General features: G+C 70.4%; 19 protein-coding genes. 6 read left to right on the top strand and 13 right to left on the bottom strand.

From position 1 onward, the window contains the following. Positions 1–10 precede the first annotated feature (10 nt). Positions 11–769, bottom strand: coding sequence for a class I SAM-dependent methyltransferase (locus GAS53_RS15615; RefSeq protein WP_151478178.1), 759 nt, complete (start codon positions 767–769; stop codon positions 11–13). 98 nt (positions 770–867) lie between these two features. Here GAS53_RS15615 and GAS53_RS15620 point away from each other — a divergent pair, with 98 nt between their 5' ends. Then, positions 868–1497 carry a CGNR zinc finger domain-containing protein gene (locus GAS53_RS15620; protein ID WP_151478179.1) on the top strand — a complete coding sequence of 210 codons (630 nt, stop codon included), beginning with the start codon at positions 868–870 and terminating at the stop codon, positions 1495–1497. On the opposite strand, the gene sodX is transcribed toward GAS53_RS15620, so the two are convergent. Beyond that, a complete protein-coding gene (gene sodX, locus GAS53_RS15625; RefSeq protein WP_151478207.1) occupies positions 1401–1835 on the bottom strand; it encodes a nickel-type superoxide dismutase maturation protease in 435 nt (144 codons plus the stop codon). The two genes, GAS53_RS15620 and sodX, sit on opposite strands and share 97 nt — an antisense overlap. A 145-nt stretch (positions 1836–1980) precedes the next feature. On the opposite strand from sodX, the gene sodN reads away from it, so the two are divergent. Beyond that, the gene (sodN, locus tag GAS53_RS15630) at positions 1981–2376 is read left to right on the top strand and encodes a superoxide dismutase, Ni (RefSeq protein ID WP_020123534.1); all 396 of its coding nucleotides are present in this window, start codon (positions 1981–1983) and stop codon (positions 2374–2376) included. Positions 2377–2523: 147 nt separating this feature from the next. Here the strand turns inward: sodN and GAS53_RS15635 are convergent, their stop codons facing one another. From GAS53_RS15635 to GAS53_RS15645, 3 genes are all read right to left on the bottom strand, one after another. After that, positions 2524–3357, bottom strand: coding sequence for a DUF817 domain-containing protein (locus tag GAS53_RS15635; protein ID WP_151478180.1), 834 nt, complete (start codon positions 3355–3357; stop codon positions 2524–2526). A gap of 435 nt (positions 3358–3792) precedes the next feature. Further along, positions 3793–4269, bottom strand: coding sequence for an STAS domain-containing protein (locus tag GAS53_RS15640; RefSeq protein ID WP_225858932.1), 477 nt, complete (start codon positions 4267–4269; stop codon positions 3793–3795). Between the two features lie 149 nt (positions 4270–4418). Next, positions 4419–5324, bottom strand: a complete 906-nt coding sequence (locus GAS53_RS15645; RefSeq protein WP_225858933.1) for a GAF and ANTAR domain-containing protein — start codon at positions 5322–5324, stop codon at positions 4419–4421. A gap of 373 nt (positions 5325–5697) precedes the next feature. Between GAS53_RS15645 and GAS53_RS15650 the strand changes: the two genes are divergently transcribed. Further along, positions 5698–6438, top strand: coding sequence for a GAF and ANTAR domain-containing protein (locus tag GAS53_RS15650; RefSeq protein ID WP_151478181.1), 741 nt, complete (start codon positions 5698–5700; stop codon positions 6436–6438). 133 nt (positions 6439–6571) lie between these two features. On the opposite strand, the gene GAS53_RS56275 is transcribed toward GAS53_RS15650, so the two are convergent. The 5 genes from GAS53_RS56275 to GAS53_RS15670 form a co-directional block, all read right to left on the bottom strand. Continuing rightward, entirely contained in the window at positions 6572–6901 is a 330-nt protein-coding gene (locus GAS53_RS56275) for a DUF952 domain-containing protein (RefSeq protein ID WP_225858934.1), read from the bottom strand. Positions 6902–6931: 30 nt separating this feature from the next. Next, positions 6932–8182 (bottom strand): RNA polymerase sigma factor, encoded by a 1251-nt coding sequence (locus GAS53_RS15655; protein ID WP_225858935.1) that lies wholly within the window; start codon positions 8180–8182, stop codon positions 6932–6934. Next, positions 8179–8592 (bottom strand): YciI family protein, encoded by a 414-nt coding sequence (locus GAS53_RS15660; RefSeq protein ID WP_151478182.1) that lies wholly within the window; start codon positions 8590–8592, stop codon positions 8179–8181. The genes GAS53_RS15655 and GAS53_RS15660 overlap by 4 nt, the downstream gene beginning before the upstream one ends. Positions 8593–8780: 188 nt before the next feature. Further along, positions 8781–9008, bottom strand: coding sequence for a hypothetical protein (locus GAS53_RS15665; protein ID WP_151478183.1), 228 nt, complete (start codon positions 9006–9008; stop codon positions 8781–8783). 60 nt (positions 9009–9068) lie between these two features. After that, entirely contained in the window at positions 9069–9653 is a 585-nt protein-coding gene (locus GAS53_RS15670) for a dihydrofolate reductase family protein (protein WP_151478184.1), read from the bottom strand. A gap of 122 nt (positions 9654–9775) precedes the next feature. Here GAS53_RS15670 and GAS53_RS15675 point away from each other — a divergent pair, with 122 nt between their 5' ends. Beyond that, the gene (locus GAS53_RS15675) at positions 9776–10375 is read left to right on the top strand and encodes a TetR/AcrR family transcriptional regulator (RefSeq protein WP_151478185.1); all 600 of its coding nucleotides are present in this window, start codon (positions 9776–9778) and stop codon (positions 10373–10375) included. Positions 10376–10421: 46 nt separating this feature from the next. On the opposite strand, the gene GAS53_RS15680 is transcribed toward GAS53_RS15675, so the two are convergent. The 3 genes from GAS53_RS15680 to GAS53_RS15690 all read right to left on the bottom strand — a co-directional run bounded on the left by GAS53_RS15680 (position 10422) and on the right by GAS53_RS15690 (position 14400). Beyond that, positions 10422–11048: a GNAT family N-acetyltransferase gene (locus GAS53_RS15680; protein ID WP_151478186.1), complete on the bottom strand. Its 627-nt coding sequence runs from the start codon at positions 11046–11048 to the stop codon at positions 10422–10424. Positions 11049–11729: 681 nt separating this feature from the next. Continuing rightward, positions 11730–12869, bottom strand: a complete 1140-nt coding sequence (locus GAS53_RS15685; protein ID WP_151478210.1) for a family 2 encapsulin nanocompartment cargo protein polyprenyl transferase — start codon at positions 12867–12869, stop codon at positions 11730–11732. Between the two features lie 124 nt (positions 12870–12993). Further along, entirely contained in the window at positions 12994–14400 is a 1407-nt protein-coding gene (locus GAS53_RS15690) for a family 2B encapsulin nanocompartment shell protein (protein ID WP_151478187.1), read from the bottom strand. 238 nt (positions 14401–14638) lie between these two features. Here GAS53_RS15690 and GAS53_RS15695 point away from each other — a divergent pair, with 238 nt between their 5' ends. Both GAS53_RS15695 and GAS53_RS15700 read left to right on the top strand, forming a co-directional pair. After that, on the top strand, positions 14639–14872 hold the full coding sequence (locus tag GAS53_RS15695) for a hypothetical protein (protein WP_151478188.1): 234 nt from the start codon (positions 14639–14641) through the stop codon (positions 14870–14872). A 138-nt stretch (positions 14873–15010) separates the two neighbouring features. Next, on the top strand, positions 15011–15601 hold the full coding sequence (locus GAS53_RS15700) for an N-acetylmuramoyl-L-alanine amidase (RefSeq protein ID WP_151478189.1): 591 nt from the start codon (positions 15011–15013) through the stop codon (positions 15599–15601). Positions 15602–15747 lie beyond the last annotated feature (146 nt).

The raw sequence follows: 15747 nt of genomic DNA on the forward strand, positions 1-15747 counted from the left end.
GAAGAGCCGGCTACTTGAGAGCGAGTACCAGCGCGTCCGACGGGGAGCGCCATACCGGGCGGGCCTCCGTGAAACCCTTTTCGCGGAGCACGCGCGCGTGCCACTCGGCCGACGGGGTGTCGCCGTCGGCGTGTTCTCCGTAGATCTCGAAGCGGCGGGCCGTCGGCTCGGCGAGGACCGGGTCCTGGGCGGCGAGCTGCCACCACTCGGTCCAGCCGAGTACGCCGGCCTCCTTGGCGCGGTTCATGCGCGCGTGCCGCTGCGCGCTGTCCGCCGCGTTGATCTGGGGGGTCGACTCGTCGATCATGTGGTCCGCGTTCATGAACACACCGCTGTCGCGGACGAGTTCCGCGATCTGACCGTAGAGGACCGCGAGGGGCTCGCTGTGCAGCCAGTGGAGGGCGGTCGCGGTGAGAACCGCGTCGTACGAGTCATGGGGCAGCCGGGACGGCCAGTCGGGGTCCTTGAGGTCGGCCGTCACGAACGTGACCCGGTCGTCGCCCGCGAAGGTGCCCTCGGCGATGGTCAGGAGCGCGGGGTCGAGGTCGACGCCGGTGCTGACCGCCTTCGGGAACCTTTCGAGGAGCCGGGCCGTGATACTTCCCGTACCGCACGCGAGGTCCAGGACACGCGGCTCGGGGCCCACCAGGGCCTCGACCATGGCGAGCATGACCCGGAAGCGCTCCTCACGGTCCGGGAGATACCACTCCTGCTGCCGGTCCCAGCTCTTCTGCCAGGCAGCCCAGTCGGATCCGGTGGTGGTCGTCATGAAAGCCCCTCTCCCCTCCAGCTTGTAATACCCTGGAAGCACCATTAGCCATTACCCGTTTGCACCAAGACCATAGAGCGCCTCCGTAAGGACTACAAGTGGAACTGGCCTATTACTCGGATTACGCCGTCCGTCTCGTCAACAGCGAGGAGCCGGCCCGGGGCAAGGACGCGCTCACCTCGGTCGAGGCCGTCCGCGACCTCTTCGTGGACAACCCGTCGGCGGCCCGGCGCGCCACGGACGCGGACGTGACCCGCTTCCGGGGCGTACGGGCCCGGCTGCGTGCGGTCTTCGAGGCGGCCGACGGCGGCGACGAGACACTCGCCGTGGACCTGCTGAACTCACTCCTCCTGGAGTTCCCGGTGAGCCCGCAGATCTCGGGCCACGACTTCCGGGACGACAACGGCCGCCCGCTGTGGCACATGCACCTGGCGGACCACCCGTCGAACGCGACCGCGGGCTACGCCGCCATCGCCGCGATGGGCCTGGCCTTCCACCTCACGGAGTACGGCGTGGACCGCCTGGGCCTGTGCGAGGCAGCGCCGTGCCGCAACGCCTACCTCGACACCTCGACGAACCGCTCCCGGCGCTACTGCTCGGACCGCTGCGCGACCCGGGCGAACGTCGCCGCCTACCGCGCCCGCAAGCGCTTGGAGGCGGACCGGTCGGACAGCACCGGCCGCGCGGCGGAAAAAGCCCAGCGCGCGACCGCGAGCGGCGAGCGCTGACCCTTCTTGAACGGCCGGTACCGGAACCGCACCTTCCCCAGGACGAGTTCCTCGGGCACGGTCCCGTAGTCGGTGCTGTCCCCACCGGCGTACGCGTTGTCGCCGAGCACCCACCAGCCCCCCTCCCGCCGCTCGGCCGCGCGCTTGACGACCAGCAGGTCCTGCTGGAACGGATGACGCAGAACGACCACGTCACCGGGCCTGATCCGGGCCCCGTACTGCACGACGAGGAGGTCCCCGTGATGCAGCGTGGGCACCATGGACGGCCCCGTCACCTCCGCCGTACCGAAGGGCAGGACGGCCCTCCCGCGCTCGGTCTCCTGCGACAGCTCCGGCATCCCCGGCACCTCCCCGGTCCTATCCTCCACGGGTCCCAGTCTCACCCTGGACTTTTGTCCTAAGCCCATGGGGGCACTCGCGAAAACCCGTCCCTCACGGAGTAATGTCCCACCTGAGAAGACGATCACGAGGAAGGACAGCTCAATGCTCTCCCGCCTGTTTGCCCCCAAGGTCAAGGTCAGCGCACACTGCGACCTGCCCTGCGGTGTGTACGACCCTGCCCAGGCCCGCATCGAGGCGGAGTCGGTGAAGGCCGTGCAGGAGAAGATGGCCGCCAACGACGACCCGCACTTCCAGGCCCGCGCCACCGTCATCAAGGAGCAGCGCGCCGAACTCGCCAAGCACCACGTTTCGGTGCTCTGGAGCGACTACTTCAAGCCCCCGCACTTCGAGAAGTACCCGGAGCTGCACCAGTTGGTCAACGACGCCCTCAAGGCCCTCTCGGCCGCGAAGGCTTCGACCGACCCGGCCACGGGCCAGAAGGCGCTGGACTACATCGCCCAGATCGACAAGATCTTCTGGGAGACCAAGAAGGCCTGATCGAAGGCTCTTTGGCTTCAGGGAAGGGGCCCGACCGGTTCGCCGGTCGGGCCCCTTCCGGCGCCTGTCCCAGGTAGGCGGGAGCGCTCTCCAGCGAGAAGTGAGCGCTTGGCGATAGCCGGGCCGGACCGCGTCCACCACGCACGGTCACGAACAACGGCCCACACGCCCGGACCGCGACGGCATTCCGCTGGACCCGTGCCTGCGCTGCGACCGGGCAACCGCCACCAGGACGACGGTGACGCTGATCAGCAGGGACCAGGCGCCGAACTTCTCCACCCCCACGGGCTTCCAGCCGTCGAGCTGGTAGGGGTAGCGCCAGGCGCCCAGGTAGGTGGCGAGGTTCTCCGCGAGCCAGAGGAAGAAGCCGATCAGGACGAACGCCAACGCCAGTGGCATCCGGTGGCGTACACCGCGCACCGTGTAGCGCACCGACGTGCCCGCGGTGACGGCCAGGAGCAGTCCGGCCAGGAGCCAGCGCACGTCGGGGAGCCAGTGGTGGCTGAAGAAGTTGATGTAGATCGCCGCCGCCACGACCGCTGTCGCACGTGGCCGGTAGCGGACCAGTTCCAGGTCGCACAGGTGCCAGGCCCGGCAGACATAGCTGCCGACAGCCGCGTAGAGGAACCCTCCGTACAGCGGGACGCCCGCGAACTTCAGTACCGCCGGCTCCGGGTAGCTCCACGAACCCACGGACACCTTCACCAGCTCGAAGGCAAGGCCGATGACATGGCAGACGGCGATGACGGCAATGTCCCGGCCGTTCTCCCAGCCGCGCACCCAGAACAGCAGCGTGAGCAGTACGCCATAGGCGACGAGCAGGTCGTAGCGGGCCACCGGGAGACCGGGCAGCAACGTGGACGCTGCGACACCGGACAGCAGGGCGATGGCGAAGGCGCAGGACCGGGTCTGTATCCAGGCGAAGTCGAGCAGTTGGCGAAACGCTGTGGCCAAGGGGCCTGTGGTGGTTGTGGTCAGCATGGTGTCCTGAAAGATGAGCCTGTGGCTTCCTCGGTTGCCCCTGGTCCGGGCCGAGCGGTGTCAGTGCACTTTGCCAGGACCGCCATATGAGTGTGGACCGCGGATGGATCGGGGCAGGTCGCTGACCTGGCCCATTGCTAGGAGACCAAGAAGGCCTGATCCAGGGCCGGTTACCGGCCCTCAGAGTCGGCAACCAGTTCGCCACGACCGGCGAGCGGTGCATATTCGCAGGTCAGCGAGCATCTTGGAAGCGCGATGCCCCGGTGCGTCCCGGCGGTGAACAGGCCGCGGCGGGCGGGGAGTTCGTCGGTCCCGGCGGGTTCAGGTCCGTGCGTGCCGTGGGCTCCGCAGGGGGACGCGCCGACCGACGAGCGTGGGGCGGGTCAGGGCCAGGAACCAGGTCTCGGGCGAGAACGTCCCGGCACTCCCGCTCGGTCAGGCGGGAACACCGTGCCCCGGGGCCGTGTCCAGGGAAGACGAGGGTTCGTCGAGGAGTGTGAAGGTGCGGTCGAGCCTTGTGAGGCGCAGTAGGCGGCGCACCTTGGCGGGGGTGCGGACGAGCCGCAGGGCGGTGCCGTTGCCGGACGTCCGGTTCCTGAGGCGGATCAGCAGGCGCAGTCCGCCGGCGTCCAGGAAGGTCACCCCGCCGAGGTCCACGACGACTTGGGCGACGGCTCGGTCGCGGGGGCGGTCGAGGAGCGCCGCCATGCGCGGGGACAGTTCCTGGTCCGCCCAGGCGTCCAGTTCACCGTGCGGCTGGAGCACGAGCGTGTCGCCTGCCACATGGTGGTGCAGGCCGAAGGTGTTGTGATGGGTGCCCATGGCCCACCTCAGTGGTCTCTCCAGGAACGACGGCAACGCGATGGCGCGACGGGGGCGCGCGGTGGACGCCACCAGGGTCCTGGGTGGCACGGAAGTGATATCACCATCGTGCCCGGTCAGGGCGTGTTCGTACCCCGTTCGTGCGGTAGTTCTTGCCGGGGCCGGGCGCGTCGGGGGCCGGTGGCGCACGCCGGCGCGCCGGGAGGCGCGGAACGGGACCGGACACGGGTCATGATCGGTCACCGTCTCCTTCGTCGCCGAGCCGACCGTGGCCGCGGCCTCGGCCCCGGTCCCGGCCCCGGCCCCGGCCCCGGCCCTCCGGGTGATCGTCGTCCGTTTCCGGCCGGAAGCGGGAGAGTGCGGGCCAGAATCTCCTGTGCCACCTCGGTGACCGTCCGCCTTTGCGAGAAGGCGTGCGCCCGCAGCCGGTCCAGAGCCTGCTCGGGCTCGATCCCCAGCTGGACCATGACCATGCCGACGGCCTGATGGACCTCGATGTGGTCGGCTTCCGCGGCGTCCACCCACGACGCCACTCCGGCTTCGTCCACGGGCGCGAAGCCGTTGGAACCGTTGGACGCCGATTCGAGATTCAGCACGACGGAGGTGACCGCGTCCCGGGCCAGCAGGGCGATCCGCAGGTCCCGCGCGGACAGCGGTCCGACGGCGTCACGGTAGAGGTCAAGCGTGCCGATCGCGAGGGCGCCCGCGCCCAGCGGCAGCGAAAAGACGGCCCGCACGCCCAGGTCGACGGCCTGGTGCGCGAAGACGGGCCAGCGGCGGGCGTCCGGCCCCTGGGTGAGATCTGGGGCGAGCACCGGAACGGCCCGGTCGAGGGCGCTCTGGCAGGGGCCTTCGCCGAGTGTGTACTGCGCCTCGGCGAGACATGCCGCCGTACGGTCGCTGGCGCACCACAGGGCCCGTGCGGTGCTGCTTCCGGTGATCGAGATGGAGGTGCCGGTGACCGGCAGCAGCTCCACGCAGGCCCGGCAGAGCATCGCGGGCACCCGCTTCACGTCGCCTGCCGCGGTCACGGAAGTGAAGGTGTCGGTGACCCGGCGCCGGTCCTCCATGTCGGAGGGCTGCATGTCGGGGTGGTGTACGCGGTCGGGCATCTCGTTGTCGCCGCCGTGGTTCTCGGGCCGCATCGGCATCGCCTCCGCCCCGTCGTACGGCCAGCACCATGATCCATCAGTATCGCCCACGACGGCCGACCGAGAGGGGGCATCACCCGCCCGTCCCGGAAGACGACACGAGGGCGGCCCTGGCCTGTGCGGCCGCTGCCGCTGCCGCCGCCGCTGCCGTTCTCGGTATGCGTGCGCGGAGCCGTTCGTCTGCACGGAGCCGTTCGCGCGCGGAGCCGTTCGTCTGCACCACGGTGCCGAACAGCCTCCCGGACCAGCGTCGTTGGGCCGTTGACCGTCGAAGGGGCCTGTTCCTCGTCGTAATCTCGAAGGCAGTGGCCCCAAGCTGACCGGAGACAGAGACACGGTGAGAGGCAGAAAGGGGAGGGAAGCCGGAATGCCTGAGCAGCCGCACGAGGAGCGGTTGGCCGCCGCCTTCGTGGAGCTCGCCGACACCCTGGCCGGCGACTTCGACGTCACTCACTTCCTGCACACACTGTCCGAGCGCTGCGTCGACCTGCTCGGCATCGCGGCCGCGGGCGTGATCCTGGCCGCCCCGCGGGGCGGCAGTCCGGAAGTCGCCGGTTCCGACGCCCGCACCCGTGATCTGGAGCGGGACGCCGTCGACTGGGACGAGGGACCGTGCCGCGACTGTCTGCGCACCGGTCGGCCCGTCGCGGGCGTCCTCCTCGACCACCCCGACGCCCGCGCGGCCTGGCCGCGCTTCGCCCACCGGGCCCGCGACCTGGGGTTCCACTCGGTCGCCGCGGTCCCGCTGCGCCTGCGGGACGAGGTCATCGGCGCCCTCAGCCTCTTCCTGGACGAACCAGGCGCACCGACTCCCCGGCAGCTCAGACTGGGTCAGGCACTCGCCGACTTCGCCACCATCGGCCTGCTGCAACAGCGTGCCCTGCGGCAACAGACGCTGCTCGCCGAACAGTTGGAGACCGCGCTGGAGTCCCGCATCCTCATCGAGCAGGCCAAGGGCGCCCTCGCCCAGCAGCGGCGGATCAGCGTGGACGAGGCCTTCACCCTGCTGCGCGGCCACGCCCGCTCCCGGCAACGCCGCCTCTCCGCCGTGGCCCGCGAAGTCCTGGACGGCACCACCGACCTGTCGCTGTCCGAGTCCGCCGAATGACACGTCCGAGGGCGTGGAGCGGCCGGTCCCCGTCTCCTGGGAGACACGATCGGCGGCCACGACCCAGTGCGCGACCCCCGTGCGGTGCGGGCCGAGAGAGGTCTGCCGGACGCCACCCAGCGCCGACGCTGGGTCACGCGCTCTCCCAGAGCTCCACGGCCGTCACCGCGGCCACCGGGATCGGCCCGTAGATGTGCGGGAACTCTTCGCCGCCCGGCTCAGGGGCCTCGTACTTCAGGGGCGCATCGAGCCGCTCGGGGTCGATGACGAGGACGACCAGTTCGCCTGGGCCCTCGTACGTGCCGTACAGGAAGTCGGCGACGCGTGGCAGCTGGGCGCGGGTCGAGCAGTGGATGAAGCCCTCCTCTTGGAGGGTGCGGCCGCGCGTCGACATCTCGTACGTGCCTGTCTCGCGGGCCGCGTCCCACAGGGACCGCTCGGTGATGTGCAGGATCTCGGGCATGGCGGGCAGGCTACTGGGGCCCAGAGGATCTCAAGGCCTCAGGCGGGCCGCGCGCGCCTGGAGGTAGCGCTGCTCCGGGAGGCTGAGGGTCTTGGCTGCCGCCGACTCGTAGGCGGCGCGGGCGGCTTCGGGGTCGCCGGCGCGTTCCAGGAGGTGGGCACGGACGGCGTCGAGACGGTGGCCGGATGCCAACTCCCCTTCCAGGGAGGCCAGTTCGTCCAACCCTGCCCTCGGCCCATGGACCATCGCGACGGCCACCGCGCGGTTGAGGCGTTCGACGGGGCCGGGGACGAGGCGTACGAGGAGGTCGTACAGGCCGAGGATCTCCCGCCAGTCGGTGGTCTCGGGCGAGTCCGCCTCGTCGTGGACGGCGGCGATCGCGGCCCGCAACTGGTAGGGACCCAGCCTCTGCTGGGTCAGGGCGTGCGTGACCAGCGCGACGCCCTCCTCGATCGCCGCCTTGTCCCACAGCCCGCGGTCCTGCTCGTCGAGCGGGACCAGTTCGCCGTGCGGCCCGGTGCGCGCGGCGCGGCGCGCGTCGGTGAGGAGCATCAGGGCCAACAGGCCGGTCACCTCGCAGTCCCCGGGCAGCAGGCGGTGCACCGTACGGGTCAGCCGGATGGCCTCACCCGCGAGTTCGGCCCGCTGGAGGGCCGCCCCGGACGTGGCCGTGTACCCCTCGTTGAAGATCAGGTACAGGACGTGCAGGACCGCGGGCAGCCGCTCCTCCCAGTTCTCGGGGCGGCCGAAGCTCGTTCCCTTCACCTTCTGCTTGGCCCGACTGATCCGCTGCGCCATGGACGCCTCGGGCATCAGGTGCGCACGGGCGATCTCGGCCGTCGTCAGACCGCCGACCGCCCGCAGCGTGAGCGCGATCCGCGCGGGCTGCGTCAGATCGGGGTGGCAGCAGAGGAAGAGCAGGGTGAGGGTGTCGTCCTCCGACGGTGCACGGTCTGCGCCGGGCGGCGGTGCCGTGAACGCGTCGCGCGGGGTGAGCGCCGCCGCCCGCTCCTCGCGCAGCCGGCGCGCCTCCTCACTGCGCAGCACGTCCGTGAGCCGCCGCGAGGCGACCTTGATCAGCCAGCCGCGCGGATTGTCGGGCACCCCGGCCTCGGGCCACTGCCCGGCCGCCGCGAGGAGCGCCTCCTGTACGGCGTCCTCGGCGGCGTCGAAGTGCCCGTACCGGCGCACGAGCGCGCCGAGGACCTGCGGCGCGTGGCGGCGCAGCAGGTCCTCGACCTCGGTCGTACGTCCCGACGGGCGTCTCGGGGGACCGCTCACACGTCCCCGCTGCCGTCGGGGATCGGGCGGATGACCAACGGGTACTGCTTCGTGCCCTCGGGGACGGGGCACTCGAGGACCCGCGCGGCGATCTCCGTGACCCGCTCCAGGCTGGCGCAGTCCAGGACCCAGTAGCCGGCGAGCACTTCCTTGGTCTCGCTGTACGGTCCGTCGGTGATCACGGGCTTCCCGTCCGGGCCCCGCTCGACGAACCGGGCCTTCGCGGGCTCCGACAGACCGTTGGCGTCGACAATCTCCCCGGTCTCGGCGAGGTCGTTGTTGATCGCGCCCATGTGCGCGTACATGGTCTGGATGTCCTGCTCGGTCCAGGTGGGCATGTCGGCGGAGCCCTTGCCGCTCTGCGCCTCGTAGTCCGCCTGCGTGCCCTGAATCATCACGAGGTACTTCATGAGTCCGCTCCTTCGGCTCGGGCCGCCCGCGCCGGGCGGCTCTCACAGGGGACGTCGGAGTCGGCCCGCGGATCTCTACACATGCGCGGAAAAAACTTCCGGGCGGAAGTCCGGGTCGGATTCCAGGCCTGCATCCAAGCGGGAATCCAGGCCGGACTCCAGGCCGGAATCCAGGCGGGAAACAGCACTCAGGAATCCTTCTCCGCGGACTCCTGGGGCGCGTCGGGCGGTCCGGGCTCGGCCGTCAGGACTGGCTGGGCCTCGGACTCCTCCCCCTCCTCGTACGCCGAGCACTCGGAGTTCTGGCAGGGGCCGGGGCCCCACACAGGCACGAAGACGCCCAGGGTCTTGTGCCGACGCACGACCGTGTCGACGGGCTGCTTGCAGACCGGACAGACATACTCATCGCTGGTCATGCCTCCAGAGTATTGCGGGAGGGGGCGCGACGACAGGCGAGCGACGGCCCGGCCCCGGAATCAGCGCTTCCTGCTGTACGTCCGCACGACCGCCCCGTTCTTGAACGTGCGCACCTCACCGAGCGTGAACTCGCTGATGGCGAAGCCGGAGCCGAACATCGGCATGCCGGAACCCAGCACGATGGGATACGTCTTGATCACGAGCTCGTCGACCTCGTCGATCAGCTCGCCGGCGAGCTGCGAGCCGCCGCACAGGTAGATGCCGAAGTCGCTGTCCTCCGCCTTGAGCTCACGGACCCTGCCGACGAGATCCTCGGCGATGATCTCCACGTGCGGGTCGGGCGACTCCTTCAGGCTGCGCGAGGCGACGTACTCGCGCATATGGGCGTACGGGCTGGTGACGCCCAGCTCCAGGGCCAGGTCGTAGCTGGCGCGGCCCTGGATGATCGTGTCGTACTGCTTGTTCTCCAGGTCGTCCACGCCGACCGCGCGACGGCCGTGGGTCGGCATCGTCTCCGGGTACTCGGTCTTGAGGAACTCGAAGAACTCCTCGTCCACGAAGGGGATCATCATCTGCGCGTCGCCGCTCGGGTCACCGATGAAGCCGTCGATCGAGCAGGCGATGAAGTAGGTGAGCTTTCGCAAGTCGGGCTCTTTCCGTAGGGTGGCCTGTGAACCACTCCATTCATAGTGCTTCACTTGTAGTGGTTGCAAGGAGATTTCCGGGGATTTCCCGTACGGGACTCAAGTGGGAGAAGGGATTCCGCATGGCGAGCAATCCGGAGCGCCGCGCCGCCCTGGTCGACGCCGGTGTGGAGGTGCTGGCGCACGAGGGGGCACGCGGGCTGACATTCCGCGCGGTGGACGGCGAGGCGGGGGTGCCGGTGGGCACGGCCTCGAACTACTTCACCGGCCGCGACGATTTGCTCCGCCAGATCGACGCCCGCCTCCACGAGCGACTCGCGCCGGACCCGAAGGTTCTGGCCGAACTGATGAAGGCCCCGAAGGACCGCTCCCTGGTCACGGCGTTCATGCACGACCTCATGGCCCGCGCCCAACGGGACCGCACGGGTTACCTGGCCCTCCTCGAAATGCGCCTGGAGGCCACCCGCCGCCCCGAACTACGAGCCTCCTACACGAAGACGATCCGCGGGGACCTCGAGTACGGCATGGAGTTCCACCGCGAGGCCGGCCTCCCCGGCGGCGACGAGACCGTGACGGTCCTCTACCTGGCCATGCTCGGCCTGCTCCTGGAACACCTGACCCTGCCGGGGGTGCTGGAGGGGGTACTGCCGGGCGTGAGCGTGCCCGACGGCCTGGTGGAACGGATCGTCACGACGATCGTGCCGGAGAACCGCGCCCCGTAGGGGCGCGGGGAACTGCGCGACCAGCCCCCACCGACCCGCACGTCACTCACCGACCCGCAGGTTGCTCACCGGCCTCCGCGGAGCGGTTCGGTTCGCGCCACATCGGCCACATCGGAGGCCCGGACGGGAGGTCGACAGTGCGGCCGGTGAAGGCGAACCCGAGGCGCTCATAGAGCGCACGACTACGAGCGTTGCTCGCCTCCAAATACGCGGGCACGCCCTCACGATCGCAGCGCTCGAGCACGTGCTGGATGAGCGCCGTACCGAGACCCTCGGCCTGCCGACCGGGGGCCACCGCGATCATCCACAGGTACTCATGGGCCCGGTCCGCCGGATGGACCTCGCCGGTCAACCGGCCGACCAGCTCGACCCGTTCATTCCCGGGATCGACCGCCTCACGCAGCTCGGCGGGCCCGTCCTCGTCCTCCTCGTCGGCGCCCGCCGGCATCGAGAGCCACAGCGCACAGGCCGAACCGTCCTCCGTTACGTCCACGTACCCGTCCGCGAGCACGGCGTCGAGAAAGGCCCCCATCAGCAACGGATGCGTACGCCGACGGTCTTCCGCGTCGGGAAAGACCCACCTGCTCACCGGGTCGTTCTGAAAGGCCTCGTCGAGGAGCCGCACCACGGCCTCCCGGTCGTCCTCGCCCGCCCTGCGGATCGCCACGCCCATGTCTCGCCCCTTCGGCTCAACTACCCACGCACACTCGGCGGTTGCAGCCTAAGCGATCACCTGGCCAGGGGCGGCGGGCCCCGCACACCGTGGGGATGTGCGGGGCCCGCCGGAACCGGAACCCCTCCGCCTCGCCGCGTCGTCAGGTGCCGCACGACGAAGATGGCTCCGGCGTCTCATACGCGACACGGCCCACGAGAGCCGCACCGCTTCGGATGGCGTGGGGGGTGACCGCGGACGACTCGGCGAATCGCACCACGTCGGGCACCATCCGACTCCGGACCCACCGACACAGGCACCGCGTGACGCACCGCCCGGCTCCGAACCCGAGACCAGCACCGCGTGAGGCACCATCCGGCTCCGGACCCGCCGACACAGGTACCGCGTCAGGCACCGCCCGACTCCGGACCCGAAACAGGCACCGCGTCAGGCGCCGTCACACGCCGGACCGACCCCGACACGGCTCAATCACCGCGGCGGCCTCATCTCCCGCGCCGGCCACAGCCATCCGCCCCGGCCGCCACCTCCCCACCCGTAGATCCCCCCGCGCCGACGCCGCCCGGCTTAGGCTGCCGCCTCCCGGCGGGCACCGCACGGCGTCGGCTGTCCGATTGCTACATATGTCCCGCCCTTTCGCTCACCCTTCACTCGTGACGCCGCATCGGCCGCCCGTCGCCGCGCTCACGGGCTCCGCCGCGTCACGAACTCCGCCAGCGACAGAAGTCCTCCCGCCGCTTCCGGATCCGGGACGGCACGGGACAGGTGGTGCAGGGACCGAGCCATCCGGTCGGCGGCCTGGACCTGGGCCCAGTCACGTCCGCCCGCCCGCTCGACGGCGAGGACCGTGCGCTCCAGATCCCCGTCGCGGTACGGAACCCGGTACAGCTCGGCGAGTTCGGCCGCGGCCGGTGTGCCGGAGGCGAGCGCTGCGACCACGGGAAGGGATTTCTTGCGGGCCACGAGGTCCGCCCCGGCCGGCTTGCCGGTGCGCCTCGGGTCCCCCCAGATGCCGATCACGTCGTCGATGAGCTGGAAGGCGAGCCCGGCCTCCCGTCCGAACGCGTCGAGCGCCTCGACGTCCGACTCGTCCGCCCCCGCGTACAGCGCCCCGAGCGCGCACGCGCACCCGAGCAGCGCGCCCGTCTTGGCCTCGGCCATCGCGAGCACCTCGTCGAGCGTGACGTCGTCGGGACCGCGGCGCTCCATCGCGGTGTCCGTGTGCTGCCCCGCACACAGCTCGACGACACAGCTCGCGAGCCGTGCGGCCGCCGCCGAGGCCGCCGGGTGCGGGTCCTCGGCGAGCAGCCGATGGGCCAGCGCCTGCAGGGAGTCCCCCGCGAGGACCGCGTCGGCGTCGCCGAACACGGCCCACGCCGTGGGCCGGTGCCTGCGGGTGGTGTCCCGGTCCATCACGTCGTCGTGCAGCAGCGTGAAGTTGTGCACCAACTCCACGGCGGCAGCCGCCCGTACGGCCGTCGCCTGTTGACCGCCGAGCGCCCGGACCGCGGTCAGCACGAGCGCGGGCCGGATCGCCTTGCCCGCGTTCCCCGCCGCCGGAGTGCCGTCCGCGTGCTCCCACCCGAAGTGGTAGAGCGCGACCCGGCACATCGAGCCGGGCAACGACTCGATGGCCCGGCGCAGTTCGGGGTCGACCACCGCCCGGGCCCGCTCCAGAATCCCGGCCGCTTCCTGCCCGTCGGGCGAACCGTGCCCCTGGGCCGGCACATGCCGACCAGGACTCGGCCCTCCACGCGGCGCCGACCGCTCGTCCAACCCCGGCCCTTCGACGGCCGGTAACGGGCTCTGCTGCGTCTCCGTCATGAGCTCACCCATGGATCCGCCTCGGAGAGTTCGCGGACGGTGGCGGTTCCGCTGACGCTGGGCGCGTACCCCTTCGGTCTACCCGCGCCGGCGGACGGGGACACGGCACGCGGTGTACGGGACGTCACCGCCACCGGCCGATCTCGACGTTCTCCAGGACCCCGAGCGCGTCAGGTACCAGAACCGCCGCCGAGTAGTACGTCGTCACCAGGTAGGACATGATCGCCTGCTCGCTGATGCCCATGAACCGCACGGACAGGCTCGGCTCGATCTCGTCCGGGATGCCGGCCTGCTGGAGCCCGATGACTCCCTGGTCGGCCTCGCCCGTACGCATGGCGATGATCGAGGTCGTCCTGGCCTCGGTCACCGGGATCTTGTTGCACGGGAAGATCGGCACGCCGCGCCAGGTGGGGATGCGGTTGCCACCCATGTCGATGGTCTCCGGGACGAGCCCCCGCTTGTTGAGCTCGCGGCCGATCGCGGAGATCGCGCGCGGGTGGGCGAGCAGCAGCTTGGTGCCGCGCCGCCTGCTGAGCAGTTCGTCCAGGTCGTCCGGGCTGGGCACGCCGTCGTGCGGCTGGAGCCGCTGGTCGTACTCGCAGTTGTTGAGCAGTCCGAACTCCCGGTTGTTGATGAGCTCGTGCTCCTGGCGCTCCTTCAACGCCTCGACCGTGAGCCGCAACTGCTGCTCGGTCTGGTTCATCGGCTGGTTGTAGAGGTCGGCCACGCGCGTGTGGATGCGCAGGACGGTCTGGGCGACGCTGAGTTCGTACTCCCGCGGCGCCGCGTCGTAGTCGACGTACGTCCCCGGGATGGCGGGCTCTCCGGTGTGGCCGGCGGCGAGGTCGATCTCCTTCTCGCCGTACTTGTTGGTGCGCTGTTCGGGAATCGCGCGCTGCTGCTGGAGGTGCTCGCGCAGGGATTCGGAGCGCTCCGCGACCTGGTCGAGGTCCTGGCGGGGCAGCGCGAGCACCGTACAGGCGGTTACCGCGCGGGCCGTGTACTCCCAGATGGCGTCCGGGTCGGTGATCGCCTGTTCGCCGAAGTAGGCGCCGTCGGCGAGGACGCCGAGGACCGCGTCGTCCCCGTACGGACCTGTGCCGATCTTCTCGACCTTGCCGTGCGCGAGCAGGAACACCTCGTCGGCCTGGCTGCCGAAGGAGGCGAGTACGTCGCCCGGGGCGAACTCCCGCTGCTCGCAGCGCTGGGCGAGCTCGGCGAGCACCTCCGGGTCCTCGTACGTGCGCAGCGCCGGCAGTTCGCCGAGCTCCGCCGGGATGACCTGGACGCGGTCACCGGTCTTCACGAACGTGACGCGGCCGTCGCCCACCGAATAGCTGAGCCTGCGGTTCACACGGTACGTACCGCCCTGCACGTTCACCCACGGCAGCATGCGCAGCAGCCATCGTGAGCTGATCTCCTGCATCTGTGGTGCGGACTTGGTGGTGGTGGCCAGGTTCCGCGCCGCGGATGTGCCGAGACTCTTCTGCGGCTGATCCTGGTCCGCGCGGATCTCTTCGCCTACCGACATGAAAATGCCCTCCCCATCGAGCAATGAGCTGCGACGACAAGCCTTCCATCACGGACCGTGTCGGTGCTATTACACGAAAGAGCGGGAATGGATCTTCGAGAGCGGGGCATAACGTAGGCCCCCGCCCGGCCGAGCGGAACAGGTCCCGTCGGGCAGGTCTCCCGGTCTTCCCGACCGGGAACTTCAAGATCGGTTCGTCCGTTGAACCGGTGACACGGACGACGACGAGGAGACGGCAATGGCAGGCTTCCTGGACCGCGCCAAGGAACAAGCACAGCGCGGCCTCACACAGGGCAAGCAGAAGCTCGACGAAGTCCAGGCTCAGCGGGCCGGCGGCGATCTGCTGAAGAACCTGGGCGCGGCGTATTACGCGGAGCGGCGCGGCAGTGGTTCGCCGGAGGCCACGCAGCAGGCCCTCCAGGCCCTGGAGAGCCACATCGCGACGCACGGGGACAGCTTCCTGCGCTCCTGAACCGGTCCGCACGTGCAGCTGACCGGATCGGCTCGCACGCCGTGCGAAGAAGTGGTCCCCGGTGGGGAGTTCCGGTACAAGCAGCGGTACGAGGCGGCCGCGACGGGTGGCCGTCGCGCCCCGTGTAAGGAGGCGGCCGTGGCCCCACCCATGTCCGCGGGCAGCTTTCTGGACCGGCTCAAGGCAGAAGGGCTCACCGTCGTCGAGGTCGGCGACTGGGAGCATCACAACCGCAATCACAAAGGCCCCTGGGGCCCGGTCCACGGCGTGATGATCCACCACACGGTGACCTCGGGCAGCCAGCGCACGGTCGAGATCTGCCGCGACGGCTACAGCGGCTTACCTGGCCCGCTGTGCCACGGCGTCATCACCAAGGACGGCCGCGTCCACCTCGTCGGCTACGGCCGCTCCAACCACGCGGGCCTCGGCGACGACGACGTCCTGCGCGCGGTCATCGCGGAGGCGGCTCTCCCCGCGGACAACGAGGCGAACACCGACGGCAACCGCCACTTCTACGGCTTCGAGTGCGAGAACCTCGGCGACGGCCGGGACCCCTGGCCCGAGGCCCAGCTGGACGCCATCGAGCGGGCCGCGGCGGCGATCTGCCGCCACCACGGCTGGACGGAGCGCTCGGTGATCGGCCACCTCGAATGGCAGCCGGGCAAGATCGACCCACGCGGCTTCACCATGGCCTCGATGCGAGAGCGCATCCGCGCCCGCCTGGAGTGACGGGCGCCGTCGCGGGCGCGGTGCGTCGTCCTCTGCAGGTGAGTGGGGGCTGGTCGCGCAGTTCCCCGCGCCCCTTAAACGCAGGGGCTGCGCCCCCAAAGACACAAAGACAGGGGCGCAGCCCCGTCTTTTAGGGGCGCGGGGAA

Source organism: Streptomyces albicerus (assembly GCF_008905045.1).
GTDB classification, from domain to species: Bacteria; Actinomycetota; Actinomycetes; order Streptomycetales; family Streptomycetaceae; genus Streptomyces; species Streptomyces albicerus.

Bases quoted from the DNA above. Each gene is read 5' to 3' on its own strand.
- GAS53_RS15690 (WP_151478187.1), bottom strand. From the start codon at position 14,400: ATGTCGGTAGGCGAAGAGATCCGCGCGGACCAGGATCAGCCGCAGAAG.
- GAS53_RS15665 (WP_151478183.1), bottom strand. From the start codon at position 9,008: ATGACCAGCGATGAGTATGTCTGTCCGGTCTGCAAGCAGCCCGTCGAC.
- GAS53_RS15615 (WP_151478178.1), bottom strand. From the start codon at position 769: ATGACGACCACCACCGGATCCGACTGGGCTGCCTGGCAGAAGAGCTGG.
- GAS53_RS56275 (WP_225858934.1), bottom strand. From the start codon at position 6,901: ATGCCCGAGATCCTGCACATCACCGAGCGGTCCCTGTGGGACGCGGCC.
- GAS53_RS15680 (WP_151478186.1), bottom strand. From the start codon at position 11,048: ATGGGCGTGGCGATCCGCAGGGCGGGCGAGGACGACCGGGAGGCCGTG.
- GAS53_RS15675 (WP_151478185.1), top strand. From the start codon at position 9,776: ATGGCGAGCAATCCGGAGCGCCGCGCCGCCCTGGTCGACGCCGGTGTG.
- GAS53_RS15645 (WP_225858933.1), bottom strand. From the start codon at position 5,324: ATGCGGCCCGAGAACCACGGCGGCGACAACGAGATGCCCGACCGCGTA.
- sodN (WP_020123534.1), top strand. From the start codon at position 1,981: ATGCTCTCCCGCCTGTTTGCCCCCAAGGTCAAGGTCAGCGCACACTGC.
- sodX (WP_151478207.1), bottom strand. From the start codon at position 1,835: ATGCCGGAGCTGTCGCAGGAGACCGAGCGCGGGAGGGCCGTCCTGCCC.
- GAS53_RS15685 (WP_151478210.1), bottom strand. From the start codon at position 12,869: ATGACGGAGACGCAGCAGAGCCCGTTACCGGCCGTCGAAGGGCCGGGG.
- GAS53_RS15635 (WP_151478180.1), bottom strand. From the start codon at position 3,357: ATGCTGACCACAACCACCACAGGCCCCTTGGCCACAGCGTTTCGCCAA.
- GAS53_RS15660 (WP_151478182.1), bottom strand. From the start codon at position 8,592: ATGAAGTACCTCGTGATGATTCAGGGCACGCAGGCGGACTACGAGGCG.
- GAS53_RS15695 (WP_151478188.1), top strand. From the start codon at position 14,639: ATGGCAGGCTTCCTGGACCGCGCCAAGGAACAAGCACAGCGCGGCCTC.
- GAS53_RS15650 (WP_151478181.1), top strand. From the start codon at position 5,698: ATGCCTGAGCAGCCGCACGAGGAGCGGTTGGCCGCCGCCTTCGTGGAG.